Raw genomic sequence first — 25,889 nt, forward strand, 5'->3', positions numbered from 1 at the left:
GCTCGTCGTGAGTGCCGCAGCCAGGGCGGTTGCCAGGAGCCGCGCTGCGGAGCGTGGGCGGGGATGAGCGAGGGGCATCGTGCCGGGGACTTTCCATGAGGGCTGCCGCCCGTGCGGGCAGGCAACCGGGTCGAATACGGAGCCCCGCGCCGGTTCGCCGGCGCGGGGCTCGGTGTCACATCTGCCGGGGAGCCGGCGGATCGAGACGAAAGGCGAGGTCAGATGCGGACTTTGCTGCCGGGGGCGCCGACGCCGGTGGCGATGGTGCCGCGGTCTTCCCAGTCGTCTTTGGTGCCGCTGCTCTTGTTGATCCAGGCGTGTACGGCGCCGTTGTCGTCGACGACGAGGTAGTCGGCTTTGCGGTCGCTATTGATGTCGGCGAAGCGGACCTTGTTCCCGGGGGCGCCGACGCCGGTGGCGATGGTGCCGCGGTCTTCCCAGTCGTCTTTGGTGCCGCTGCTCTTGTTGATCCAGGCGTGTACGGCGCCGTTGTCGTCGACGACGAGGTAGTCGGCTTTGCGGTCGCCGTTGATGTCGGCGAAGCGGACCTTGTTCCCCGGGGCGCCGACGCCGGTCGCGATGACGCCCTTGTCGGTCCAGCCTCCCTGTCCGTCGCCGCCGTTGTTGACGTACGCGTGGACGGCGCCGTTGTCCTCGACGACCAGGTAGTCGGCCTTGCCGTCGTCGTTGATGTCGGCGAAGCGGATCTTGCTCACGGGGGCGCCGGTGCCGGTGGCGATCACACCCCGGTTGATCCAGCTGTCCTTGGCGACACGGGAGTTGTTGATGTACGCGCGAACGCCGCCCTTGTCGTCCAGGACGAGGTAGTCGGCTCTGCCGTCGTCGTTGATGTCGGCGAAGCGCACCTTGTTTGCGGGCGCTCCCGTGCCGGTGGCGATCACGCCTTGGCCGATCCAGTCGTCCTTGGAGCCCTCGCTGTTGTTGAGCCATGCGCGCACTGCGCCGTTGTCGTCGACGACGAGGTAGTCGGCTTTGCCGTCGCCGTTGATGTCGATGTTGGAGTCGACGGGAGTGTCAACTCGGGGCTGCTCCTTGGGCTCGACCTGCTCGCGTATCCAGCCGGTGAGGTCGTCGATGCGGGCATCGATGGCGTTGGTGCGGGTTTCCTTGGGGTCGGTGCCGATGCATCCGCCCTGCCAGGAGCGGCTGTTGACGCCGATGAGCTCGAAACGGCCGCCGACGTCGCGGAAGGCGGGTCCGCCGGTGTCGCCCTGGCATATCGCTGCGCCGTCGGTCTTTGCGGCGAGGCCGACAGTGGTGGGCTTGACCGTTCCGGTGGTGAACTTCGCGTAGTGGAGGCGGTCCGGGACCCACTCGCCCCTGGTGCGGCCGTATCCGGTGACCCAGACGTCCTGGCCTTCGAGGGTGGCGTTGGCCGGGAGGCTGACGGGGGTGATGCCCGTGACGGGCTTGTCCAGCTTGGCGAGGACGAGGTCGCGGTCGTCGCGGGGGACGAGTCCGGTGACGGTGGCGGTGACGCCGGCGTCGCGGGTGAGGTCGGGGCGGCCGATGACCGCGGTGACGGCCTTGCCGTCCGGGAGCTTCGGGCTGCCCTGGCCGGGGTTGTCGGTGAAGCAGCTGCCCGCGGTGGCGAGCCACTGAGGCGCGACGAGCACGGCGGAGCAGCTGCGCTCGCCGGCGACGTCGAGCTTCGCCGTGAAGGCGAAGGAGTCGTTCACGGGTTGACCCACCACGGCGTCGGCGGGGGAGACCGTCAGCGTGCTCGCAGCGGCGGTGGTCATGAGCAGTCCTGTGACCCACGCGGCACGGGGACGTCTGGCAGGCATGTTCTCTCTTCCTTCAATGGGGTGCGCGGCTAGGTCGGCTGCACAGGTCTGCGGGTCGGTGAGCCGCTGCCGGGTGCGGCGAGGCGGGCAGAGCACGGGACTTCCGTGCCCGCCCGTGGAAGCGGGGGGCCAGCGCGTCACTCCGACGCGTCCCGCCCCTCGCGCTGAGCCGTCGTCCGTGCGGAGGCTCGCGGGTCGTACGGCTGGGAGAGGGACTCGAGCTCCGAGAGCTTCCCCGTGATGTTGTAGGTGTTCAGCTGGCTGTGCAGGCGTATGTCTTCGAGGCTGTCCTTGAGCTTGCGGCGCATCCACCGGCCCATGGGACGCTCGACCCAGCGGTGGACGAGCCACGAAACGATCAGCAATCCCACGACCAGGACCGCCACGATGACGTAGGGGTGGAGCCTGCGCTCCGTGTGGCGGATGAAGATCCAGCCGATGTCCTCGTGGAGGAGGTAAAGGGGGTAAGTGAGGGTTCCGGCGGTGGGCAGCCACCGCCAGGAGATCGAATTGGTGAGCCCGACCGCGACCGCCGCCATGACGGCGAAGATGACGGCGAGGAGGATCAGGGCGGGCCACAGCGGGGCCTTGTATCCCGCGTAGAACTGGTTCGACCGGTGGGCGGCGACCAGGAAGTGCTGGCCGAGCAGGAAACAGCCGGCCACGATGGTCCACAGCAGCGCGCTCGGCCCGAACCGGTAGATGAGATAGAGCGCGATGCCGGCGATGAAGTACCAGCAGTGCTCGGGCATGACGATGGTGGTGATGAGCTCGATGTCGGCCTTGGCGGCGAAGAGCCCGGCCACGGTCCATCCGAGGCAGAAGATCACCAGGCGCCGGTAGGTGATCCCCTTCCAGGCGACGAGCACGAAGAGCAGGTAGAAGCGCACCTCCACCCACAGGGACCAGTACACGCTGTCCACGCGGTCGACGCCCATCGCGTCCTGGAGCATCGTCAGATTGACCGCGAGGTTGCTGAGGGTGGGAATGTCCCGCACGCCCGGGAGCAGCCAGAGTGAGAGCGCGGTGACGAGGACGGCGAACCAGTAGGCGGGGTAGAGCCGTGTCACGCGCGATATGGCGAAGTCGCCCACGCGTTTGCCCCAGCAGCTCATGCATATGACGAAGCCGCTGATGAGGAAGAAGAGCTGGACCCCGAGCCACCCGTAGTAGCTGAGGAGGTACGTGCTCGGGAAGTGGCCCTTCACCGAGGTGGTCCAGCCGGTTCCGTCGTAGGCAAGGAGATGGAAGGCGACCACCATCAGAGCCGCGATGATGCGCAGCCCGTCCAGGACGTAGAGCCTGGACCCCGCTGATTGGTCCCCTGCCGGCCTGCGATCGGATTCGCGTCGCCCGGCGACAAACATGCGTTCCCACCTATCGCTGACTTGGTCAGCAGTGTCTTCTTGATCGGGGAGGCACTTGCTCACAGTTTCCTGTGGCGTGCATCGGATTCAGATTCGGATCTTGTGCCCGGGCTCGCCGACGCCGGTGGCGAAGACGCCGCGGTCGGTCCAGCTGCCCCGGCCGTCGACGATGTCGTTGAGCCAGGCTTGAACCACCCCGTCGTCCTGGAGGATGAGGTAGTCGGCTCTGCCGTCGGCGTTGATGTCGGCGAAGCGGACCTTGCTTCCGGTCTCACCGACACCGCTGGCGAACCCGTCGAACTCGCTCCAGCCGACGTGTCCGTCGGTGCCCGTGTTGATCCATGCCCTGACGGAGCTGTCGTCCTGGACGGCGAGGTAGTCGGCCTTCCCGTCTCCGTTGATGTCGGCGAAGCGGATCCTGTCCTCGGGTTCGCCGGTCCCGCCGGCGAAGGTGCCGCGTTCGATCCAGCTGCCCTGGCCCGTACCGCCGTTGTTGAGCCAGGCCTCCACCACCCCGTACTTCCCGACCACGAGGTAGTCGGCCCGGCCGTCTCCGTTGATGTCGGCGAAGCGGACCCTGCTGCCCGGTGCGCCGACGCCGGTGGCGAAGACACCGCGGTCGGTCCAGCCGCCGTTGCCGTTCCCGCCGTTGTTGATCCAGGCCTTGACGGACCCGTCGTCCTGGAGGATGAGGTAGTCGGCCTTGCCGTCGGCGTTGATGTCGGCGAAGCGGATCTTGCGGCCCGGTTCACCGGCGCCGCTGGCGAAGGTGCCGCGTTCGATCCAGCTGCCGTGGCCCGTCCCGCCGTTGTTGATCCAGGCCTTGACGGAGCCGTTGTCCTGGACGGCGAGGTAGTCGGCCTTGCCGTCGCCGTCGATGTCGACCCGGTAGTCGCCGGGCGGGGGCGCCGGGCGTACCGGAGCCGGCTTGACGTCCACGCGCTGCTGGATCCAGCCGTCCTCCGCGGCGCGGGCGATGCCCTGGGAGAACGCGTCGGCCATCTTGACGTAGCCGTTGTCCTTGGGGTGGAGCTCGTCGGCGAGGTCGTTCGTGGTCACCGCGCTCATGTCGACGTAGCCGACGTGCCGGCCCTTGCCCCGGCGCTCGGCGACCAGCTGCGGAACCGCGGCATTGAACTGCTCGATCCGCTTCTGGGTCGGGCCGTCCGTGGACGGGACCAGAGAGGAGACCAGCACGGTCATGTCGGGGGCCTGCGAGGTGATCTTGTCTATGAGATTGCCAAGACGACGGGGAGCCGTGTCGGGGCGGTAGTCGTCGTGCAGATCGTTCGTGCCGATGTGCAGGAGCACGACGTTCGGCGCCGCTGTCGGCAACCACTGGTCGACGTTGGCGACGAGACCGCTGATCCTCCAGCCCCAGTGGCCCTCGTGGTCCGTATCGGGCGCCGTGCCATGGTGCTCGGACCCCACGAAGTCCAGCTTGTTCGCGTGCGGGGCCAGCTGGTTCCACAGGTCGGCGCGGTAGCCCGAGCCGTTGGAGCTACGGGCACCGTGGGTGATCGAGTCACCCAGGGGCATCACGGCGAGGCGCGGGACCTTCCAGTTCCTGGTGACGGCGGTGACCGCGGGGGCGGCGACCGACGGCCGGTCGGGGGCCTGCGGGCCAGGTGACGATGACGGCGCCGGCGGCGTCGCCGTCACCGGGGCCGGCGGCGGCGTGGAGGGCGCGGCGAAGGCGAGGTGTGTGCCTGCCGTGAGCACGCCTGCGGTCAGTAGCGCAGTCAGCGCGCGCTGGGTTCTCGTGAGCAAGAAAATGGCTTTCTGTCGTCTGCTTCCCCGGCCGGAACAGCGGAACAGCGGATTCTGGCGCGGGGACACGGGAGGCCCCGTCCACACGAATCGGAGGGGGGTCCGGGTAAGGAGTGGGCCCGTTCGACCGGGGGCTTGCCGCGGTACGAGCCGCGGCAAGCCCCACGGACAAGCCGATCAGGAGCGCCGGCCGGGAGCGCCGGCCGTCATGCCGGGGAGGCGGCGTCGGCGTGGTCGGCCTGATCGGTATGTCTGCCGACGCACTGCGGCCCGGCCGGGCGGAGGGCGTCGAGTCCTGCCTACTTGAGAAGCTCGGCCTCGCCGTGCGTGCCGCTCGCGTCGACGGCCGGGTACAGGCTGAGGTTGCCGTCTTCCCAGCGGACGAGAACGTCGTTGGGACGGGCGTTGTCGACGAACGCTCCGCCTGCGAGGGCCTTGGTGAAGCGCCAGCCGGAGTTCTCCGGACGGATCTTGATCTCGTCGTCGAACGGCTTGGTGGTGCTCACGCCGCGGTAGATGCTGGCGGAACCGTTCTCCCAGCGGACCAGCAGGTCTGCGGTCTGCTTGCCGGTGAACTCGCCGGCAGTCATCTGCACGATCTTCGTCGCAGCGGGGGTCGCCTTCAGCAGCTGCACCTCGCGCTTGAGGCCATTGGCGCCGATGTCGGTGTGGAGCGCGAAGGAGCCGTCCTTCCAACGGATGAGCAGGTCATCCCGCTGGGCGTTGGCGGTGTACCTGCCGACCGTCATCTCCATGACGTTGTCGGCCCATGAGGCGCTGGCAGGCTTGAGTTCCTCTTCCTTGCTGAAGCCGTTCTGGTCGACGTGAGCGAACGACGTCACCTGTCCGGTCTTCCAGCGCACCACCAGGCCGTCCGTACCGCTGCCGGTGAAGTTACCCGCTGCGATGGACTTGGCGTAGAACCAGCTCTTCCCCGGCATCTTGTGCTCGGCGGTGAACAGGTGCTCGGGGTCCTTGCCGTCGGCGCCCTGGAAGAGGCTGGCCGTGCCGTCCTCCCAGGTCACGAAGAGGTCCATGCGCCGGTTGCCACCGGGCGAGCCACCGGTGAAGTAACCGGAGACCAGGTTCGTGGCCTTCTTCCAGTCCTTCCCGCGCAGGGGCGCGGGAGGGGACGTGATGCCCTGGATCCACCCGGTGAGGTCGTCGGTGCGGGCGTCGACGGCGTTGGTCCGGGTCTCCTTGGCGTCGGTCCCCTGGCATCCCCCCTGCCAGGAGCGGCTGTTGACGCCGATGAGCTCGAAACGGCCGCCGACGTCGCGGAAGGCGGGTCCGCCGGTGTCGCCCTGGCATATCGCTGCGCCGTCGGACTTGGCGGTGAGGCCGACCGTCGTGGGTTTGACCGCGCCGGTGGTGAACTTGGCGTAGTGGAGCCGGTCGGGCACCCATTCGTCCTTGGTGCGGCCGTAGCCGGTGACCCAGACGTCCTGGCCCTCGATGGTGGTGTTCGCGGCGAGGCCGACCGGGGCGATGCCGGTGACCGTCTTGTCCAGCTTGGCGAGGACGAGGTCGCGGTCCGTGCGCGGGACGAGTTCGGTGACGGTGGCGGTGGTGCCGACGTCGCGGGTGAGGTCGGGGCGGCCGATGACCGCGGTGACGGCCTTGCCGTCAGGGAGTTTCGGGCTGCTCTGACCAGGGCTGTCGCTGAAGCAGCTGGCTGCGGTGGCGAGCCACTGGGGTGCGACGAGCGCGGCGGAACAGCTGCGCTCCCCGGCGATGTCGAGCTTGGCCGTGAACGCGAACGAGTCGTTCACGGGCTGACCCACGAGGGCCTGCGCGGGGGCGGCCGTCAGCGTGCTGGCGGCAGCAGCAGTTAAGAGGAGCGCTGCGACCCACGTGGCGCGGGGACGTCTGGCAGACATGTCATATTCCTTGATTGTGATGCGTGGCTGGCCCGGCTACAGCACTTACGGCGTGATGTGGTTGCGCATCAGCCGGTGACACGGAGTTCCAGCAGGACGGCGCGTGCGGCGCTGCCCGATCCTTCACCGAACGGTGTGTAGTCGTTCTTCGGAGCATCAATGACTGTGCGCTCGCCGTTGGCCCTGACCGTGGCCTGGACAGGGTGGTCCTTAGTCCAGATACCGAAGGCATCGGCGATCTCCAGGACGAGGTAGCCCTGCTTGCCCTTGACCGTGAAGCAGAAATCTTTGATGGTTTGGCCGACCCGAGCCTTGACGGTGATGTCCTGAGTGGACCCGCAGTCGGTGAGCAAGATGTGACCGTCACCCTTGCCGAGGACGATGCCCTGATCCTGGGAGAGCTTCGCTCCGTTGGGGTACTGGAACGTTTCGATCGCGAACGGCATCCCATCGTCATCAGCTGCCGTGGTCGTGGTCCGAGGTGGGGCGGGTTGCGCGAACGACGGTGCGGCAAATCCGACATATGAGGCAGTTGCTGCAATAGCGATAGTAATGATGGTTTTTCGGGTGCGGAGTATTGGCATGGTTACCTTCCAGTTCGAGAGTGAGGGTGATGTTACGTCCTGTGACGTCCGCGAGTAAAGTGTATGTATGATGTCGTCAACATGGCGTCAGTTAGGCCTGAAGTAGGGGGAGTTGGGGCAGGGGTGGCGTAGATGGGGCTTGCCTTGCGAGTCTGCCGATTCGCGCCCTTGCTCAGCTTTTGCGTTGGCTGAGCCGAGTCCGGATCTACCGAAGGAGGGGCCGCCTGTATGAGCCGAAGACTGTGTTCCGGTACCGGAGTGCCGAAAGATGGTGAGGTCACTCGAGCCGGGGGGAAGTGGCTGTTACGGTTGCGTGAAGCCTGCGCTGTGGTACTCCCCGCTGCACTCCTGGTCGGCCTTGTCGGTGCAGCGCCGGCCATTGCGGTCGATGACGGGGATGATGACCCCTACTGGCAGTCGGAGCGCGGGCTGGTAGTCGGCCTTTGGACGACCGGCGGTGCGGGCGTCAAGTCAGCCGCCGAGATTGCGCTACTGGGCACAAACGAGGACATCAAGAAATTCCTCGCAGCCAAAGACGGCATCGAGTACAGCGATGACTACATTGATGTCAGCCGCGTCTTCAGCGCGGGTGGGCCCGCAGTGCGGGAAGCTGCCAAAATGGCTCTCAAGGGTACCCCGGCGGACTTGCGCGCGTTCTTGAAGGAAGGCTGGAAATCCCCTCACGAGGCCGATCAGAGCGTTGAGGCCTCACGAGTCATTTACTACGGGGGCGACGGGGTCAAAGAAGCTGGCAAAGCAGCCTTGGCGGGAACTCCGGCTGATGTTGCCAAGTTCCTTGATGTTGGCCAATATGTGGCTCGGGATGCTGATAATCAGCTCGAAGTCTCGCAGATAATCGCCGCAGGCGGCCCCAATGTGAAGGCTGCCGGCAAGTTGGCTCTCCAGGGCACACCGGACGACATGGTCGAGTTCTTGGAGATAGGCCAGTTCACGGCCCGCAACCGAGATCAGGAACACGCCACCATCGCGGATCTCACCAAGCAGGCCGAGCAGGCGGGCCTACGGGCCGAGCAGGCGACCGAGGCGTCCCAGAAGGCATCTGCACGCGCGGTGGCGGCTTCCGAGCGGGCAAAGGAGTCTGCACAGACGGCAGCCAGGGAAACCAAGGCGGCCAGGAACGACTCCAAAATGGCCGCCGTCAAGGCTCAGCAGGCCGCGGAAGCGGCGCGGAACGCAGCCAGCGCCGCCCAGCAGGCCATCGGCGCAGCGAATGCGGCCCAGCGCTCCGCCCGCATTGCTGCCATGGCTGCTGCCCAGACCGCAAGCGCGGCCAACGCAGCTGCCGAGGCTGCTACCCGCGCCTATAACGCATCGATTGATGCCGCTGGTGACGCCGGTAAGGCCGAAGACGCCAAGAACTATGCCAAGGCAGCGCGCTCGGCGGCGGGGCTTGCGAAGAAATCGGCCGCGGCGGCCGAACAGGCGGGCAAGGCATCATGGGCTGCAGGAGAGGCGGCGAAGGCGGCGCAGAGCGCCGGTGCCAACGCCAATGCAGCAGCTGATGCTGCTGATGAGGCGAACGGCTATGCCGACGCAGCCGGGGTCCACTCCGGTGAGGCGCAGGCGGCAGCCGCGGAAACCCGTCGGCACGCGCGGGAAGCCAACCGTGCTGCCAATGCCGCCGAGTCACTTGCCCGCAAGTCTGCCAGCGCTGCCTACGAGGCGCGAGATGCGGCCAACTCGGCGGCCGAGCACGCGAACAAGGCTGCAGATTCCGCTGACGAAGCCGCCAAGCACGCGGGCGAGGCCAAGGACGCGGCTGCTGAGTCTGCCAAGAAGGCTGATGCTGCGAAGGAGGCCGCCGAGGCCGCGAGCAATGCAGTAGCCACTGCCAAGAAGGTTTTCGCCATTGCGCGGGAGGTGGAGACGGAAGATCTCGCCACTCGCACTGCAGCGGCTATCGAACGCGCCAGGTCAGATAAGGAACGGGCGGAGAAGTTCACTTCCACCGCTGCCACCAAGGTGGTGGAAGCCAGCAAACTGGATAACTTCGCCAAGGAGCTGGCGGCCGATGCAAACAAGCCTGACGTCGATGTCAAGAACATTGCGGTCAAGGGGCGCGACCTTGCCCTGCGGGCGTTGAAGACCCGCGGCCCATTCAGTCAGGAGGCTGCCAGATGGGCTCTGGCCGGCTCCGATGCGGACGTCCTCGAATATCTGCGCAGTGGTTGGGGGGAGGCAGAACAGAGCGAGATCCGTCAGCAGGTCGTGGACCTGGCTGCGCAGGGTTCCTACCCATCCGTTCGCAGTGCCGCGCAGAACGCACTCAGCGGTAGTGAACAGCAGATCCGAGACTTCTACACCACTGGCCAGTACACGGCGGGAGCCGCGGACTACACCATCCGTGTGTCCGCGATCAACAGTGCTGGTGGTGCCGGTGTGAAGGAAGCCTCCAAGGTTGCCCTCGCCAGCCAGGATCCTAAGCACCTCGTCGCTTTCATTGCGAACGGCCAATACCAGGCGCGGTACGCCGACGAGAGCGTTTTAGCCTCCAGGCTGGTTAGCGAGGGCGGTCCGGAGGTGAAGTCCGCTGCCAAGATCGCTCTTTCTGGGCCGGCGGACCAACTGCATGACTTCATCCAGGTCGGACAGTATATGGCCGACCGTAAGGACCAACTCGCTGCCACCCATATTGCCCGGCTCCAGGTTTTGATCGACCAAGGCTCCAAGGTCGAGGCCAAGGCTCAGGAGAACCGTTGGATAGCAGCCAAGGCAGCGGCGATCGCTAAGGGTGCCTCCGGCGACGCTCAGCAGGCGGCTGACCAGGCCCGGAAGTCAGCGGATCAGGCCAAGGGATATGCCGCTGACGCAGACAAGTCGGCTCGGCAGGCCGAGAGCTCCGCCGCCAGGGCAGCGAAATCTGCCGCCACGGCACGTAATGCCGCTGCCGCTGCTGACCGTGATGCCGCAGATGCCACCGCCTCCGCGGCCCAGGCTGAGTTCTCCGCTGGATATGCTCGAGAATCTGCCAGGCGAGCGGCTGATTATGCCGACGATGCCCGCGGTTCTGCTGCAGCAGCTGGGAAGAATGCCGACGAAGCGAAAACTCTCGCCTCCCAGGCTTGGAACGATGTACTGAAGAAGCGTCAGGCCGAGCAGGCGGAGGAGCAGCGCTTGGCCGAGCAGCGGCGCATTCAGAAGGAGAAGGAAAAGGAGGAAAGGGAAAAGAGGAAGTGCCACGCGGCTCCGCTCCATGCCGGTAATGAGTTGAGTGGCATGTCCTGTATGAGAGGGCCGGGGAAATGGGAATTTGACACCGCGCTGCCCGACCCGACTCTGACCAAAATCGTCTGGACGGTAACCGGTCTCAACGACATCAAGGACTGCATCAAGAACCCCTCCTTGGGTAAGTGTGTGACGGCTGTTGCGATGGCCCTGCCTGCCGGAAAGGCTTTGAAGGCTGAAAAGATTGCCGTTGAGGGAGTCGAGGATGCGGTCAAGGGCTCTCGGATCGGAAAGTCGGCCCCCAGGCTGGGGCCTGAGCGCCAAGCTGGAGCCAAAGATGGCTGGACGATGAGGGAAGCAGATAACGGCAAGGGGTATGTGTGGCAGGCGCCGGGGGCAAAGGGTAATGGCGATATGATGCGCGTGATGAGCCCTACCGGTAGGTACCCGAATGGCTATGTTCGCTTCCACAACAAGAGTGGTCAGCCAATCGGTCTCAATGGGAAACCTGGTAGTCAGGCCGACACGCACATACCCATCGATGTCGATGGGACGTATCCAGTTCCGAACGGATGGTGAAATGGATCTGAACATTCAAGGTCAATCGGTGACTCGTGTCTGCTTCGACGCGGCTCTCACAATTCTTACCAGTGAGGACTGTGAGCTGCGGGTGGAGTCGGAGGCGACTCTCGGAATGCGCGATGGGGCTCTCATCCCGTTTGCCCCGGAATCGCCAGGTACTGCCGCTGCTGACTTGGTGGAGTTGAGGAGCGACGTCATCGTCTCCGCTGAGGTGGGGAGTGCTGGGGAACTCGCCGTCACTTTTGAAAGTGGCAGGAAGTTGGTCGTTTCCTCGCACGGTGAATACGAAGCCTGGGGGTTTGTTGGTTGTAGGGGCAGAAGAGTGACCTGCATGCCTGGCGGAGAATTGGCGGTGTGGGGGGAGGGTGATTGAGCGGCTACCCTTCGGGTTGTCACTCCCTTCCGCATGATCAGGATTCTGCCTACTCTGTGAACGAGTAGCAGGTAAACCTGGACTGTGGGCCTGTTCGAACGGGAACGGGCCCACAGCCATGTGCTGAGCAAGGCCAAGCGTGATGAAGTGCGATTCTTCATCGCAAGTGACGTGCCTTGTCCAGCCCCGCCCCGGGACCCACCCCCTACGATGCGGCCTCGATGCGGTTCAAGGGGTTGACGGGGGATCCCGGTCGCGGCTCTGCTTAGAGTTCATATGTTGTATGGATGGCCGGGCTCCAGTGTTGTGGTCCGGTTGAGGGGACGGCCGGCGTGCCGTGTCCGGCTAGGCGGGAGTGGATGGGCGTGGAGACTCCGGGGTCGCAGTCGTCGCTGCACCGGGCCAACCTCGAGCGGGTCGTGCGCGCGGTGCGCAGGGCCGGGTCGCTCACGCAGGCGGAGATCGCCCGGGCCACGGGGCTGTCGGCCGCCACGGTCTCCAATATCGTGCGGGAGCTGAAGGATGGCGGGACCGTCGAGGTCACGCCCACCTCCTCCGGGGGGCGGCGGGCGCGGAGCGTGTCCCTGTCCGGGGATGCCGGGATCGTTGTCGGTGTGGATTTCGGGCATACCCACCTGCGGGTCGCGGTCGGGAACCTCGCCCAGCGCGTGCTTGCCGAGGATGCCGAGCCCCTTGACGTGGATGCCTCCGCCTCGCAGGGGCTCGACCGGGCCGAGCAGCTGGTCAGGCGGTTGATCGAGGATGCCGGGATCGATCCCGGGAAGATCATCGGGGTGGGGCTCGGTGTGCCCGGGCCCATCGACGTCGAGACCGGCACGCTCGGGTCGACCGCCATCCTGCCCGGGTGGGCCGGCACCAATCCCCGGGATGAGCTGGCCGCCCGGCTGAACGTGCCCGTTCACGTCGACAACGACGCCAACCTCGGTGCCCTCGGCGAGCTCGTGTGGGGTGCCGGGCGCGGGGCTGCCGATCTTGCCTACATCAAGGTCGCCAGTGGTGTCGGTGCGGGGCTCGTCATCAATGGGCAGATTTACCGTGGGCCTGGGGGCACTGCGGGTGAAATCGGGCATATTACGCTTGACGAGTCCGGGCCCGTCTGCCGTTGCGGTAACCGTGGGTGTCTTGAGACCTTTACGGCTGCCCGCTACGTGCTGCCGCTCCTCCACTCGGCCCACGGTACCGACCTCACCGTCACCCGCATGGTCCAGCTCGCCCGCGAAGGCGATCCGGGCTGCCGACGGGTGATTTCGGACGTCGGGCGGCATATTGGTAGTGGTGTCGCCAACCTCTGCAACCTCCTCAACCCCCGCCGCGTCGTGCTCGGCGGCGATCTCGCCGACTCCGGCGAGCTCGTCCTCGCGCCCATCCGCGAATCCGTCTCGCGCTACGCGATCCCCAGCGCCGCACGGCAGTTGGAGGTCGTACCCGGTGCGCTCGGCGGTCGCGCCGAGGTGCTCGGTGCGCTCGCCCTCGTGTTGAGCGAGATGGGTGATTCCACGCTGCTGGACGGGCATGCTCCGGTCGGCGCTCCGCTGTCCGCCTGATGCCTGCCTGAGTTCGGTTCCAGTGGTTCCGGCCGGTTCCCGTCGGCTTCATCCCGCTTTTGGGTCAAGCCATCCCGGCCACTTGAGTTCATGTAGATAACGAATGGCACCGTTGCCATCTCGTTAAGGATTTACTTCTTGACGGCCCCTTTGTGGCCGAGTTGACTTCCAGCCACCTCGGCCGCAACGACGCGGCCTCGTCAGGGAGGTTTCTGCAAGTGAACACGAATCTGCGTCGTGCAGCCGTGGCCGTGGCGGCCATGTCGATGGCGGCCGGTCTCGCCGCCTGTGGCAGTGCCAAGGAGGCCGGCGGCGGGGAGACCAAGAAGGACAAGAAGGGCCCGCTCACCATCGGGCTCCTCCTTCCTGAGAACCAGACCGCGCGCTACGAGCGCTTCGACAAGCCGCTGATCGAGAAGAAGATCAAGGAATTGGCGGGCGCCGACACCGTCGTCCTTTACGAGAACGCCAAGCAGGACGCCTCCGTCCAGCAGCAGCAGGTCGACACGATGATCACGAAGAAGGTCGACGCGCTGATCGTCGATTCCGTGGACGCGAAGTCGATAGCCTCCTCGGTGAAGAAGGCGAACGACAAGGGCATTCCCGTCGTCGCGTACGACCGCCTGGCCGAGGGCCCCATCAAGGCGTACACCTCCGTCGACAACGAGCGCGTCGGCAAGATCCAGGGCGAGTCGCTGCTCAAGGAGCTCGGCGACAAGGCTTCCGAGGGTCAGATCGTCATGATGAACGGGTCGGTCACCGACCCGAACGCCAAGATGTACAAGGACGGCGCCCACTCCGTGCTCGACGGCAAGGTCAAGGTCGGCAAGGAGTACGACACCAAGGAGTGGAAGCCGGAGAACGCCAACGAGAACATGAAGGGCGCGATCTCCTCGCTGGGCAAGGAGAACATCGTCGGCGTCTACTCCGCCAACGACGGCATGGCCGGCGGCATCATCACCGCCCTCAAGAGCGCCGGCTTCGACAAGCTCCCGCCCGTCACCGGCCAGGACGCCGAGCTCTCCGCCGTCCAGCGGATCCTCTCCGACGAGCAGTTCATGAGCGTTTACAAGCCGTACAAGCCCGAGGCCGATGCTGCTGCCGAGATGGCCGTTGCGCTCGCCCAGGGGAAGTCGCTCGACGGCATCGCCAAGTCCACCGTCGACAGCGGCACCCAGAAGAAGATTCCTTCCATCATCGTCACCCCGTTCGCGCTCACCAAGGCCGACATCGGGAAGTACGTCGGTCAGGAAGGCTTCTTCAACCGCGACGAGATCTGCACTGAGAAGTACAAGGCTCAGTGCGACTCCGCCGGGATCAAGTAGGGATTCCGCAGATGTCCGTCACCACCGCCACAACGGCCGCAACGGCCGGATCCGGCGCCGCCCCCGTCCTCGCCCTGCGCGGGATCTCCAAGCGCTTCGGTGCCGTCCAGGCGCTCACCGACGTCGACCTGGAGATCCACGCCGGCGAGGTGGTCGCCCTCGTCGGTGACAACGGCGCCGGCAAGTCCACCCTCGTCAAGACCATCGCCGGCGTCGGCCCCGCCGACGACGGGGTCATCGAGTGGGAGGGGCGGCCGGTCACTGTCGACCGGCCGCACGCCGCCCAGGAGCTCGGCATCGCGACCGTCTACCAGGACCTCGCGCTCTGCGACAACCTCGACGTCGTCGGCAACCTCTTCCTCGGCCGCGAGATCACCCGCGCCGGGGTGCTCGACGAGGTCGAGATGGAGCGCCGCGCCCGTGAGCTGCTCTCCACCCTGTCCATCCGGATCCCCAGCGTCCGTATCCCCATCGCCTCGCTCTCCGGCGGGCAGCGGCAGACCGTCGCCATCGCCCGTTCGCTGCTCGGCGAGCCCAAGATCGTCATCCTCGACGAGCCGACCGCGGCGCTCGGCGTCGAGCAGACCGCGCAGGTCCTGGACCTGGTCGAGCGGCTGCGCGAGCGCGGCCTCGGCGTCATCCTCATCAGCCACAACATGGCCGACGTAAAGGCCGTCGCCGACCGCGTCGCCGTCCTGCGCCTCGGCCGCAACAACGGCACGTTCGAGGTGGCGAGCACCACCCAGGAAGAGATCATTTCCGCGATCACCGGCGCCACCGACAACGCTGTCACCCGGCGCCGGGCCCGCTCCGCGGGGGCAGCGGAGGCCGCGGAGGCTGCGGAGGCTGCGAAGGCCGCGGGGGCAGCGGAGGCTGCGAAGACCGACGGCGCCGGCGAGACTGACGGCGCCGGCGAGGCCGGCGGTGCCGCTCCGGCCGCCGAGGCCGACCGCGCCGACCGCGCCGACCGCGCCGACGAGCCCGAGAAGGAGGCGGGCGCATGAGCACCGAGCTGCCCACGTCCACGTCGTCCACCGAGCCGGCCGCCAACGGCAACGGCAACGGCAATGGCAATGGCAATGGCAACGGCCAGGCCCCCGCCCACGACGCCGTCCCCGCCGTCGACCCCCGTCTCCTCGTCCGCGAGGAAGGCTTCGCCGGCTACTGGGGCGAGTTCGTCCGCAAGCTCCGCAGCGGCGAGCTCGGCTCCCTCCCCGTGATCGTCGGCCTGATCGTCATCGCCCTGGTCTTCCAGCTGCGGGACCCTGCCTTCCTCGGTGCGGAGAACCTCAACAACCTCTTCGTCACCGCCGCGGGCACCGGCCTGATCGCCGTCGGCATCGTCTTCGTGCTGATCCTCGGCGAGATCGACCTCTCCGTGGGCTCGGTCAGCGGGCTCGCGGCCGCCGTCTTCGCCGTGCTCAACGTGAGCCACGGCATGCCGGAGTGGCTGGCGCTCGTCCTCGCGATCCTCTCGGGCACCCTCATCGGCGCCCTGCACGGCTTCTTCTTCGCCCGGATCGGCGTACCCGCCTTCGTCGTCACCCTGGCCGGCCTGCTCGGCTGGAACGGCCTCATGCTCCAGGTGCTCGGCTCCAACGGCACCATCAACCTCGACGACTCCGGCATCGTCGCCGGCCTCACCAACCACTACTTCACCGACATCTCCGCCGCGTACGGGCTGGCGACGCTCGCCGTGGCCGCGTTCTTCCTGGTGTCCTTCCGGGACGGCAGGCGCCGCGAGGCCGCGGGTGTGCCCAGTAGGCCGCTCAGCGAGATCGTGCTGCGCACGGTGGCGCTGGCCGTGCCCGCCTACGTGGTGGCCTGGCTGCTCAACCAGTACAAGGGCCTGCCGCTGGCCGTGGTGATCTTCCTCGGGGTCGTCGTGGCGCTCGACCTCGTACTGCGCCGCACGGCGTACGGGCGGAAGGTCTTCGCCCTCGGCGGCAGTGTGGAGGCGGCGAGCCGCGCCGGCATCAACGTCGCCGCGGTCCGGATCTCCGTCTTCGCCCTCTCCGGGACGATGGCGGCCGTCGGCGGCATGTTCCTGGCGTCGCAGATCAACGCCGCGAACCAGTCCTCCGGGGCCGGCAGCCTGCTGATGAACGCGATCGCCGCGGCCGTCATCGGCGGTACCAGCCTCTTCGGCGGGCGCGGCAAGACCTGGTCCGCCCTGCTGGGCGTGCTGGTGATCCAGTCGATCGCGTCGGGCATGGCGCTGCTGGGCATCGCCTCGGCGGTCCAGTACATGATCACGGGCGCGGTGCTGCTGGCCGCCGTGGTGATCGACTCGGTCTCCCGGAAGACCCAGAAGACCGCCGGCCGGGCGTAGGCCCCGCGCCTGCGGGCTGCTCTCCCCCGGGGCACCGCCGCCCGCCGCCCACCCGGGCCGGCGGGCGGCGGTGCCCTTGCGTACGGGTGCGCCCGCCGTACGGGTGTACCCGTACGTACGAGCCTCCCCGTCGTACGGGCGTGCACGCCCGCCGTCGCCGTCCGCCTGCGCGTCGTGGCTGGTCGCGCAGTTCCCCGCGCCCCTTCGGGGCGCGGTCGTGCTGCCGGACCACGTCCTATGAGGCGTTTTGTCGTGCCGCCGGGTCGCTCATACGTCCGGTCGGGTGACTCAGGTCGCATCACCCGTTCATCGCCACTGCGGGCGGAACATTAGACTCGACGGATCTAGAGGTTTCTCAAGACTTCTACATGTTTCTACAAGCCGACAGCTCGACGAAGAGGAGGCACGGGTGGCCCTGCTGACCCGCATCAGGGAACCGCGCGACCTGGACCGGCTCAGCCCGGAGCAGCTCGACCGGCTCGCCGCGGAGATCCGCACCTTCCTCGTCGACGCCGTCGCCAAGACCGGCGGACACCTCGGGCCCAACCTCGGCGTGGTCGAGCTCACCATCGCCCTCCACCGGGTCTTCGACTCGCCGAAGGACAAGGTCCTCTTCGACACCGGGCACCAGGCCTACGTCCACAAGCTGCTCACCGGCCGCCAGGACTTCTCGAAGCTGCGCGCCAAGGACGGCCTGTCGGGGTACCCCTCGCGCGCCGAGTCCGCGCACGACGTCATCGAGAACAGCCACGCCTCGACCGTCCTCGGCTGGGCCGACGGCCTCGCCAAGGCCAACCAGGTCCTGGGCAAGGACGACCACGTCGTCGCGGTCATCGGTGACGGCGCGCTCACCGGCGGCATGGCCTGGGAGGCGCTGAACAACATCGCCGTCGCCAAGGACCGCCCGCTCGTGATCGTCGTCAACGACAACGAGCGCTCCTACGAGCCCACCATCGGCGGCCTCGCCAACCACCTGGCCACCCTGCGCACCACGGACGGCTACGAGCGCTTCCTGGCCCGCGGCAAGGACATCCTCGAGCGCACCCCGGTCGTCGGCAAGCCGCTGTACGAGACGCTGCACGGCGCGAAGAAGGGCCTGAAGGACTTCATCGCCCCGCAGGGCATGTTCGAGGACCTGGGCCTGAAGTACGTCGGCCCGATCGACGGCCACGACATCGAGGCCCTGGAGTCCGCCCTGCAGCGCGCCAAGCGCTTCGGCGGCCCCGTCCTCGTGCACTGCCTGACCCAGAAGGGCCGCGGCTACAAGCACGCCGAGCAGAACGAGGCGGACCGCTTCCACGGCATCGGCGCGATCCACCCCGACACCGGCCTGCCCCTCGCCTCCTCCGGCGCCAGCTGGACCTCCGTCTTCGCCGACGAGATGGTGAAGCTCGGCAAGGAGCGCGAGGACATCGTCGCCATCACGGCGGCCATGATGCAGCCGGTCGGCCTCGGCAAGTTCGCCAAGGCCTTCCCCGAGCGCGTCTACGACGTCGGCATCGCCGAGCAGCACGCGGCCACCTCCGCGGCCGGCCTGGCCACCGGCGGGCTGCACCCGGTCTTCGCCGTCTACGCCACGTTCCTCAACCGCGCCTTCGACCAGGTGCTGATGGACGTCGCCCTGCACAAGTGCGGCGTGACCTTCGTCCTGGACCGCGCCGGCGTCACCGGCGACGACGGCGCCTCGCACAACGGCATGTGGGACATGTCGATCCTGCAGGTCGTCCCCGGCCTGCGGATCGCCGCCCCGCGCGACGCCGACCAGGTCCGTGCCCAGCTGCGCGAGGCCGTCGAGGTCAAGGACGCCCCCACCGTCGTCCGCTACTCCAAGGGCACCGTCGGCCCGGCCGTCGAGGCCGTGGGCACCATCGGCGGCATGGACGTGCTGCGCCGTCCCGCCGAGGACGTCGTACGGCCGGACGTCCTCCTCGTCTCCGTCGGCGCGCTCGCCCCGATGTGCCTGGAGATCGCCGACCTCCTCGACAAGCAGGGCATCTCCACCACCGTGGTCGACCCGCGCTGGGTCAAGCCCGTCGACGAGGCGCTGCCCGGCCTGGCCGCCGAGCACCGCGTCGTCGTCACCGTCGAGGACAACGGCCGCGTCGGCGGCGTCGGCTCGGCGATCGCGCAGGCGCTGCGCGACGCCGGCGTGGACCTGCCGCTGCGCGACTTCGGCATCCCGCCGCGCTTCCTCGACCACGCCTCCCGCAAGGAGGTCATGGCCGAGATCGGGCTGACCGCGCCGGACATTGCGCGCCAGGTCACCGGGCTCGTCGCCAAGCTCGACGGGCGGCTTGAGGACGCGCCCGGGGCGGCCGAGGCGGCCCCGGTTCCCGAGGCGTCCCCGGTTCCCGAGGCGGCCTCCGAGGCCGCCGCTGCGGAGCCCGCGCGCGACTAGGCTTCGCCTGCGCCTTTGCCGCGCTGCGGTTCTTTTGCCGCCGGTCGGCCGTTGGTCGGCTGCCGGTCGTGTGTGGCTGGTCGCGCAGTTCCCCGCGCCCCTTATGGGCGTGCGGGCTGCGCCTTGGCCTGGTCGGCCGGCCTCCGGTCGTGTGTGGCTGGTCGCGCAGTTCCCCGCGCCCCTATAGGCGTGCGGGCTGCGCCCTGCCCCGGTCGGCCGGCTGCCGGTCGTATGTGGCCGGTCGCGCAGTTCCCCGCGCCCCTTATCGGGCGCGCGTCGTTCCCCGCTCTCCTCTTCCGGGCCGGTCGGACCACCTATCCGGGTGGTCCGGCCGGTCCGTCTGCATATGGACCGGTGCGTCCCATCGGGTGAATCCTGTTGGGGGTGGCCGGTCAGGCCCCTGCCCGGCCCGGATCATCGCGGACACTCGCTCAGTTCATGGTGAGCACGCGAGCAGGTGGACAGGTGGAGGTGGGCCGATGAGCACGAGCGAACAGCAACCTCGCGGGGAGCCCCGCGGCAAGCGCGGTGTCTTCCGGACCAAATCGGTGGAGCAGTCCATCCGGGACACCGAGGAGCCCGAGCACGCCCTCAAGAAGTCCCTGACGGCCTTCGACCTGACCGTCTTCGGCGTCGGCGTCGTCATCGGCACCGGCATCTTCGTCCTCACCGGCAAGGTCGCCAAGGAGAACGCCGGCCCGTCGGTGGCGCTGGCCTTCGTCCTCGCCGGCGTCGTCTGCGGGCTCGCGGCGCTGTGCTACGCCGAGTTCGCCTCCACCGTGCCGGTCGCCGGCTCCGCGTACACCTTCTCCTACGCCTCCCTCGGCGAGCTGCCCGCCTGGATCATCGGCTGGGACCTGATCCTGGAGCTGGCGCTGGGCTGCGCCGTCGTCTCCGTCGGCTGGTCCGGCTACATCCGCTCCCTGATGGACAACGCGGGCTGGCACCTGCCCACCGTCCTGGAGGGCACGCACGAGGGCCGCTTCGGCTTCGACCTCCTCGCCTGCATCCTCGTCCTGGTGCTGACGGCGATCCTCGTGCTCGGCATGAAGCTGTCCTCGCGCGTGACGGCCGTCGTGGTCGCGATCAAGGTCACCGTCGTCCTGATCGTGATCTTCGTCGGGGCCTTCTTCATCACCGGCTCCAACTACGACCCGTTCATCCCGGAGTCCCAGGGCACCACGGCCGGCGGCGACATCCAGGCGCCGCTCATCCAGCTCATGTTCGGCTTCTCCCCGTCGAACTTCGGCGTCATGGGCATCTTCTCTGCCGCCGCCGTCGTCTTCTTCGCCTTCATCGGCTTCGACATCGTCGCCACCGCCGCCGAGGAGACCCGCAACCCCCAGCGCGACGTGCCGCGCGGCATCCTCGGCTCCCTCGCCATCTGCACGCTGCTCTACGTGGCCGTTTCCGTCGTCGTCACCGGCATGCAGAAGTACACCGAGCTGTCCACGGACGCGCCGCTCGCCGACGCCTTCAAGGCCACCGGGCACCCGTTCTGGGCCGGGCTCATCAGCTTCGGCGCGGCCGTCGGCCTCACGACCGTCTGCATGATCCTGCTGCTCGGGCAGAGCCGGGTGTTCTTCGCGATGAGCCGCGACGGGCTGCTGCCGAGGATCTTCTCCCGCGTGCACCCGCACTACGGCACGCCCTACCGGTCCACGATCCTGCTCGGCGTGGTCGTGGCCGTGCTCGCGGGCTTCACCTCCATCGACGTCCTCGCCGAACTCGTCAACATCGGCACGCTCTTCGCGTTCGTCGTCGTGGCCCTCGGCGTCGTCATCCTCCGCCGCACGCGGCCCGACCTGCCCCGGGCCTTCCGCACCCCGCTCGTGCCCGTGGTGCCCGTCCTGTCGGTCCTGGCCTCGCTGTGGCTGATGCTCAACCTGACGGCCGAGACGTGGCTGCGGTTCGCCGTGTGGATGGCCGTCGGCGTCGTCGTCTACTTCGTGTACGGGCGGCAGCACAGCCGGGTGCCGTAGCCCTGACGGGGATGCCGGGGCTTCATGCCTCGGCATCCCCCGCGGCCGGGGCCGCCCCGTGGACTACGCCCGGATGCCGCCTACGGCTGGAGCAGGCTCGGTCCGGCGACCTCCGCGCCGAGGGCCGTCACGCGTGCCCGCAGCTCACGGTCGGCCGTGACGACCACGCAAGCCCGTCCCGGCGTCCGCGCCGCCACCACCTCGACGATCTTGTCGTCGCCGCTGCCGGCGGCCCGCTCGACGCGGACGCCCGGCACCGGGCCGACATCCCGCGCGGCCCCCTCGACCACCAGGACCACTTCCGGCGCGTCCGTGAACAGCGTCCGCTCCCCGGCCGCCGCGTAGGCGGCGATACGGTCGCGGAGCCGTATCGCGGCCCCGAGGCGGTCGCGCCACCAGCCGTCCGGCACCGAGCCGACGACGTTCGCGGAGTCCACGACCAGGAGAACGGGGAGGAGGGCGCTCATGCCCACAGCCTCGCACGCCAACCGCTGGCGGAGGCCCTGACCGGCCACGATGTTATTGTCGAGGGTCGACAAACGGGCTCCGAGCGCAGCGCGACCGAGGCCGAATGCGAGAGCCGCATGTGAGAAAGGCTGGCAGCGAGTCATGGCAGTGCGTACGCCCACCCCGGTCACCGGCTGGCTACTGAGGGGGAGCGACGGCCGTCTGACGGCCTACGCACCGGCCGAGGGCGGTGTCGTGCGCTGGACCGAGACCCGGCCCGGCGGCCCGGAGTGGACGGGCCCGGAGCTGCTGGCGGTGCCCGGCCTGGAAGCCTGTCTGTCCATAGCGCAGAGCCCGCAGGGCTACGTGTACCTCGTCGGCGTGCGGCAGCGCGAGAACGAGGCGGGCGAGCTCGACACCGACATCGTGTACGCCACCCAGTTCCAGCCCGGCCGCCCGCCCACGAACTGGCGGTCGATCGGCTCTCCCCACGGCCCGGACCGGCAGCGCTCCGCCCAGCTCGGCGTCCCCACCGCCGCCGTCGACTCCACCGGCCTGCAGGTCTTCGTCCGCAACTCCGGCGGCGGCGTCTGCGGCCGCCGGCAGGACGCCCGCGGCATCTGGGGCCCCTGGACCGACATGAAGGGCAGTCACGTCCTCGACGGCCTGACCGCCTCCGCCACGCCGTCGGGGCGCATCGAACTGCTCGCCCCCGCGTCCGAGTTCGTCCTGCGCTGGCGCCAGGAACAGCCGGGCGGGCCCGTGCGGCGCGTACGCAACGTCCCCGCGAAGCCGGGGGCTTGCTCGGCGACGGCCGGGGTCACCGGGGAGGACCGCGTCACGCACTTCTGGCGTGACGCCGTCGACGGCGAACTGCACACGCTGGCCCCCGAGGCCGTGACCGGTGACGCCGATACCGACGTCGATGCCGATCCCTCGGTCGTCTCCGTCGGCGGAACGGGCAGCGGGCCCGCTGCCGTCCTCCACACCGTCCTGGACGGTCACGAGTGCACGGTCCTCGCCCAGCGCGCCGCGTCCGGCCTGCCGGCCGTGGCGGTCTGCCCCAGCGGCGACGAGACGCTCACCGCGCAGTGGTCCGAGACGGGCGAGGAGTTCGCGGGGGCGCCGGGGATGGCGCTCGATGCGAACGGGCGTGTGACGGTTGCCGTGCTCGGTACGGATGGTCACTTGCGGGTGGCGCGGCAGCGTGCCGACGCGCCGGGGCTGGCGCTGGGGCCCTGGGAGCGGGTGTAGGGGGCGGGGGGCTTTTCCCCTACCCGACCCTTCCCGTAACCGGGGGGCAAGCCCCCGGGCCCCCGTATCGCGCTGAACGCGCTCGTCCTCAAACGCCGGACGGGCTTGAACGCGGCGAAGCCGGCCCCCTCTACAACCTCTTCGCGCTCCGCAACCCCGTCGCGTAGAAGCCGTTGCCGTCCAGGCGGGCCGTGCCGCCCTTGTCGCCGAAGGTGGGGCCGTTGGCTTCTTCGCGGCTGGAGATGAAGCGGGGCTTGCCGTCGGTGTCGAGGCCCATGTAGATGCCGACGTGGTCCAGGCGGTCCCCGGTGCGCTTGTCGATGTCGAAGAAGACCAGGTCGCCGGGCTGCAGGCGGTCCGTGGCGTCGGGGCGCTTGCCGGTCAGTTCCAGGACCGGTACGCCGGGGGAGAGCCGTGCCATGCCGTTGGCGGTGCGGGGCAGGCCGTCGCCCTTGACGTCCTTGGCCATCAGCGGGTAGCGGGCCCGGTAGCCGAAGACGGTCCGGATGAAGCCCGAGCAGTCCATGGCCCGGAAGCGTGCGGGCTCGGGCCGTTCGACGGTGCCGTCGCGGAAGCGGTAGGGGATGCCCAGGTAGTCGTAGAAGTCGGACTGTTCCAGGCGCAGGTCGCCGGCCGCGGTGCCGTTGGGGTTGAGGGGGCCGAACTGGGCGTCGCCGGAGTACGGGATGCCCTGGGCGTCCTTCTTCTGCGGGGCGCCCTCGAGGTACTCCATGGCGAAGGCGAAGACGTCGGGGTCCTTGCTGCCCAGGGACTTGCTGAACCAGTCCTTGAACCAGGCGGCCTTCTCGGAGCCGTCCTTCCACGCCTCCGGCAGCAGCCGCACCCAGTTGTCCGTGGTCACCTTGGCCGAGGTGTACTTGGGCTCGGTGAAGGTGCGGCTCGCGCCGGTGAGGACGGCGGTGCGGGCGCCGTCGGTGAAGGTGGCGAGCACCCCGCCGTCGGCGGCGCGCACGACGGTGCGGGCGGGGTTGGCCAGCCGTTCGAAGCGGCGTTCGCCGGAGGCCGGCTTGCTGCCGGTCGTCCCGCCGGCGCCCGCGACGGACTGCACCGGCGGCGCGTCGGCCTCCTGCTTCTCGCGCAGCTCCACCGTGAGGTACGCGCTGGTGCCGAGCAGGCCGAGCACGACCAGGGTGTGGACGGCGTGGCGGCCGGTCAGGCCCTTCTTCGGGCCTGTCCTCGGGCCCGTCCTCGGGCTCTTCTTCCGGCCCTTGCTCCGGTCCTTCGTCATGGGGGCTGTGCTCCGTGGGGTCGGGAAGGCTCAGGCGGTGGGCATGAAGCCCAGCAGGATGCCGGCGGTCAGGACGACGTAGTTGGCGAGCGAGACGGTGCCGGTGGCCAGCAGGGTCGCGCCGCGCGGCTGGCGCACGAGCTGGTAGGCGATCAGGCCGGGGACGATGAAGCCCAGCGTCTGGTTGGCGTACATCAGCGGGAACTGCTGCTGCAGGATCACGTAGAGCGTCGCCTGCAGCACCACGCCGGTCAGGACGACCGCCGCGAACAGCCGCTTGCCGTAGAGGATCACGTAGCGCTGCAGCAGCAGGGTGGCCAGGTACGTCAGGACGGTGATGCCGACGACCATGGCGGCGCGCTGCAGGCTCTCGACGAGGGTGAGGGCCAGCCAGCCCGGGGTGATCATGCCGCCGGGGGAGAGGTTGGTCGTGAGGTAGCAGACCAGGGAGAACAGCAGGCCGAGGGCGATCCCGATGGCGGCGATCTCCGGGGTGAGGACGGCGGGGATCAACGGAAGTCTCCTGTGGGATCTATGTAGGTCGGGACGTACACCGGGGGCTCCGGCTGCTGCGGCTCCTCCGCCCGCTGCGTCTGCGACGTCTCGTCCGCGGGCAGCTCGGCGAGCCGCTCCAGCAGCAGTTCGCCCTGGCCGTGGATGTTGCCGATGGCCACGAGCGAGGCGCCCGGGCCGAGCCGGCCGAGGATCTCCTCCTCGAGCTCGGCGGCGTCGCGGCGGTCGCCGCCGAGGTCGACGATGCGCGAGCGCCACTCGGCGGGGATCGCGTCGGCGGCGCTCTTCGTCGGGTGGCCGATCAGGAAGACCGATTCCGGTTCGAGGCGGGGGATCAGCTCGCCCATCTGGCCGTTGCGCTCGACGCGGTCCGGGCGGCAGTTGATGAGGACGTGCAGGGGGCGCTCGATCGCGCCCAGGCTCAGCAGCTGCTCGACGTTCATCAGCGTCGACTCGGGGTCGTTGGCCGCGAAGATGTTGGCGAAGCGGAACGGCATGCCGTCGGGGGTGAGGTAGCGCTCGACGGAGAGCACGCCGGGGTCCGGCGGCGCGTCGTACATGCCCTGCAGAGCGGTGTCCCGGTCGACGCCGAGGAGGTCGGCGACGGCCAGGGCGATGGCCACGTTCTCCTTGAACGTGAACCAGCTGAAGCCCCGCAGCTCGGCGTCGGTGACGGTCTCCGGGTCCACGGCGATCAGCCGGCAGTCGCGCGCGGCGGCCTCCTCGCGCAGGATGTGCAGCCGGTCGCGCTCGGCGGTGACGCAGATGCCGCCGTGCGGCATGGACCGGCTCAGCGAGCGGGCCACGTCGTCCAGGGTGGGGCCCATCTCCGCCAGGTGGTCCTCGCGGACGTTGCACAGCACGCCGATCGTGGAGCGGATCAGCTTGGTCTGGTTGACCTCCTGCAGGGCCGGCATGACGGCCATGCACTCGATGACGAGCGCGTGCGGCCGGTACGCGGCGGCGCGCCGCACGATGCCGATCTGCTCCACGACGTTGGCGATGCCGAACTTGCGGTAGACGGGCTCCTCGGTGGCGTCCGGGTGGATGAAGCGCGCCGCGGTGCCGGTGGTCTTGGCGACCGTGACCAGGCCGCCGCCGCGCAGCGCGCCCGCGCACAGCCGGGTGATGGAGCTCTTGCCGCGGATGCCGTTGATCAGCACCCGGGTGGGGATCATGTCCAGGTTGGTGAAGTGGCGGCGCTGCTCGACGACGCCCGCGACCAGGACGATCGCGCAGCAGATCACCAGGACCGTGTAGAGGAAGAGCACCGG

16 protein-coding genes and 2 pseudogenes are annotated in these 25,889 nt (G+C 68.5%); 9 read left to right on the forward strand and 9 right to left on the reverse strand.

Translation table 11 applies throughout. The features are described 5' to 3' along the window. Positions 1 to 218 precede the first annotated feature (218 nt). The 5 genes from AS857_RS07215 to AS857_RS07235 all read right to left on the reverse strand — a co-directional run bounded on the left by AS857_RS07215 (position 219) and on the right by AS857_RS07235 (position 7,271). Entirely contained in the window at positions 219 to 1,763 is a 1,545-nt protein-coding gene (locus AS857_RS07215; protein ID WP_058042312.1) for an FG-GAP-like repeat-containing protein, read from the reverse strand. A gap of 182 nt (positions 1,764 to 1,945) precedes the next feature. Beyond that, positions 1,946 to 3,175 (reverse strand): acyltransferase family protein, encoded by a 1,230-nt coding sequence (locus AS857_RS07220; protein WP_079110147.1) that lies wholly within the window; start codon positions 3,173 to 3,175, stop codon positions 1,946 to 1,948. 87 nt (positions 3,176 to 3,262) lie between these two features. Then, complete coding sequence (locus AS857_RS07225) at positions 3,263 to 4,945, reverse strand: FG-GAP-like repeat-containing protein (protein ID WP_162492567.1); 1,683 nt, start codon at positions 4,943 to 4,945, stop codon at positions 3,263 to 3,265. Between the two features lie 299 nt (positions 4,946 to 5,244). Next, positions 5,245 to 6,717: a S1 family peptidase gene (locus AS857_RS07230; protein ID WP_058042314.1), complete on the reverse strand. Its 1,473-nt coding sequence runs from the start codon at positions 6,715 to 6,717 to the stop codon at positions 5,245 to 5,247. Positions 6,718 to 6,893: 176 nt separating this feature from the next. Further along, positions 6,894 to 7,271, reverse strand: a complete 378-nt coding sequence (locus AS857_RS07235; RefSeq protein WP_058042315.1) for a hypothetical protein — start codon at positions 7,269 to 7,271, stop codon at positions 6,894 to 6,896. Between the two features lie 366 nt (positions 7,272 to 7,637). Between AS857_RS07235 and AS857_RS07240 the strand changes: the two genes are divergently transcribed. The 8 genes and pseudogenes from AS857_RS07240 (at position 7,638) to AS857_RS07270 (ending at position 21,152) form a co-directional block, all read left to right on the forward strand. Further along, on the forward strand, positions 7,638 to 11,174 hold the full coding sequence (locus AS857_RS07240; protein WP_079110148.1) for an ALF repeat-containing protein: 3,537 nt from the start codon (positions 7,638 to 7,640) through the stop codon (positions 11,172 to 11,174). Between the two features lies 1 nt (position 11,175). Then, positions 11,176 to 11,550: a DUF6188 family protein gene (locus tag AS857_RS42315; protein WP_420823919.1), complete on the forward strand. Its 375-nt coding sequence runs from the start codon at positions 11,176 to 11,178 to the stop codon at positions 11,548 to 11,550. A 365-nt stretch (positions 11,551 to 11,915) separates the two neighbouring features. Beyond that, complete coding sequence (locus AS857_RS07245; RefSeq protein ID WP_058043966.1) at positions 11,916 to 13,115, forward strand: ROK family transcriptional regulator; 1,200 nt, start codon at positions 11,916 to 11,918, stop codon at positions 13,113 to 13,115. A 218-nt stretch (positions 13,116 to 13,333) separates the two neighbouring features. Next, positions 13,334 to 14,440: a substrate-binding domain-containing protein gene (locus tag AS857_RS07250; RefSeq protein WP_079110149.1), complete on the forward strand. Its 1,107-nt coding sequence runs from the start codon at positions 13,334 to 13,336 to the stop codon at positions 14,438 to 14,440. Between the two features lie 11 nt (positions 14,441 to 14,451). Further along, a pseudogene (locus tag AS857_RS07255) lies at positions 14,452 to 15,261 on the forward strand (ATP-binding cassette domain-containing protein); the annotation flags it as partial. 179 nt (positions 15,262 to 15,440) lie between these two features. Continuing rightward, a complete protein-coding gene (locus AS857_RS07260; RefSeq protein WP_058042317.1) occupies positions 15,441 to 16,772 on the forward strand; it encodes a sugar ABC transporter permease in 1,332 nt (443 codons plus the stop codon). A 409-nt stretch (positions 16,773 to 17,181) separates the two neighbouring features. Next, positions 17,182 to 19,170: a 1-deoxy-D-xylulose-5-phosphate synthase gene (gene dxs / locus AS857_RS07265; RefSeq protein WP_058042318.1), complete on the forward strand. Its 1,989-nt coding sequence runs from the start codon at positions 17,182 to 17,184 to the stop codon at positions 19,168 to 19,170. Between the two features lie 479 nt (positions 19,171 to 19,649). Beyond that, positions 19,650 to 21,152, forward strand: a complete 1,503-nt coding sequence (locus tag AS857_RS07270) for an amino acid permease (RefSeq protein WP_058042319.1) — start codon at positions 19,650 to 19,652, stop codon at positions 21,150 to 21,152. 80 nt (positions 21,153 to 21,232) lie between these two features. Here AS857_RS07270 and AS857_RS07275 read toward each other — a convergent pair whose 3' ends face one another. Then, a complete protein-coding gene (locus AS857_RS07275; protein WP_058042320.1) occupies positions 21,233 to 21,619 on the reverse strand; it encodes a PIN domain-containing protein in 387 nt (128 codons plus the stop codon). A gap of 142 nt (positions 21,620 to 21,761) precedes the next feature. On the opposite strand from AS857_RS07275, the gene AS857_RS07280 reads away from it, so the two are divergent. Further along, positions 21,762 to 22,853 carry a PLL family lectin gene (locus tag AS857_RS07280; RefSeq protein WP_058042321.1) on the forward strand — a complete coding sequence of 364 codons (1,092 nt, stop codon included), beginning with the start codon at positions 21,762 to 21,764 and terminating at the stop codon, positions 22,851 to 22,853. Between the two features lie 130 nt (positions 22,854 to 22,983). Here the strand turns inward: AS857_RS07280 and AS857_RS07285 are convergent, their stop codons facing one another. The 3 genes and pseudogenes from AS857_RS07285 to pgsB all read right to left on the reverse strand — a co-directional run. Continuing rightward, on the reverse strand, positions 22,984 to 24,102 hold the full coding sequence (locus AS857_RS07285; RefSeq protein WP_079110151.1) for a C40 family peptidase: 1,119 nt from the start codon (positions 24,100 to 24,102) through the stop codon (positions 22,984 to 22,986). A 30-nt stretch (positions 24,103 to 24,132) separates the two neighbouring features. Next, positions 24,133 to 24,615 carry a poly-gamma-glutamate biosynthesis protein PgsC/CapC gene (locus AS857_RS07290; protein ID WP_030365939.1) on the reverse strand — a complete coding sequence of 161 codons (483 nt, stop codon included), beginning with the start codon at positions 24,613 to 24,615 and terminating at the stop codon, positions 24,133 to 24,135. Between the two features lie 88 nt (positions 24,616 to 24,703). Beyond that, positions 24,704 to 25,886, reverse strand: a pseudogene (gene pgsB / locus AS857_RS07295) (poly-gamma-glutamate synthase PgsB); the annotation flags it as partial. Positions 25,887 to 25,889: the final 3 nt, after the last annotated feature.

Source organism: Streptomyces roseifaciens (genome assembly GCF_001445655.1).
In the GTDB taxonomy this organism is placed as follows: Bacteria; Actinomycetota; Actinomycetes; order Streptomycetales; family Streptomycetaceae; genus Streptomyces; species Streptomyces aureoversilis.

Excerpts from the sequence above, each read along its gene's own strand:
- AS857_RS07215 (WP_058042312.1), bottom strand. The coding sequence starts at position 1,763 with ATGACCACCGCCGCTGCGAGCACGCTGACGGTCTCCCCCGCCGACGCC.
- AS857_RS07220 (WP_079110147.1), bottom strand. The coding sequence starts at position 3,175 with ATGTTTGTCGCCGGGCGACGCGAATCCGATCGCAGGCCGGCAGGGGAC.
- AS857_RS07235 (WP_058042315.1), bottom strand. The coding sequence starts at position 7,271 with ATGCCGTTCGCGATCGAAACGTTCCAGTACCCCAACGGAGCGAAGCTC.
- AS857_RS07240 (WP_079110148.1), top strand. The coding sequence starts at position 7,638 with ATGAGCCGAAGACTGTGTTCCGGTACCGGAGTGCCGAAAGATGGTGAG.
- AS857_RS42315 (WP_420823919.1), top strand. The coding sequence starts at position 11,176 with ATGGATCTGAACATTCAAGGTCAATCGGTGACTCGTGTCTGCTTCGAC.
- AS857_RS07260 (WP_058042317.1), top strand. The coding sequence starts at position 15,441 with ATGAGCACCGAGCTGCCCACGTCCACGTCGTCCACCGAGCCGGCCGCC.
- AS857_RS07270 (WP_058042319.1), top strand. The coding sequence starts at position 19,650 with ATGAGCACGAGCGAACAGCAACCTCGCGGGGAGCCCCGCGGCAAGCGC.
- AS857_RS07275 (WP_058042320.1), bottom strand. The coding sequence starts at position 21,619 with ATGAGCGCCCTCCTCCCCGTTCTCCTGGTCGTGGACTCCGCGAACGTC.
- AS857_RS07280 (WP_058042321.1), top strand. The coding sequence starts at position 21,762 with ATGGCAGTGCGTACGCCCACCCCGGTCACCGGCTGGCTACTGAGGGGG.
- AS857_RS07285 (WP_079110151.1), bottom strand. The coding sequence starts at position 24,102 with ATGACGAAGGACCGGAGCAAGGGCCGGAAGAAGAGCCCGAGGACGGGC.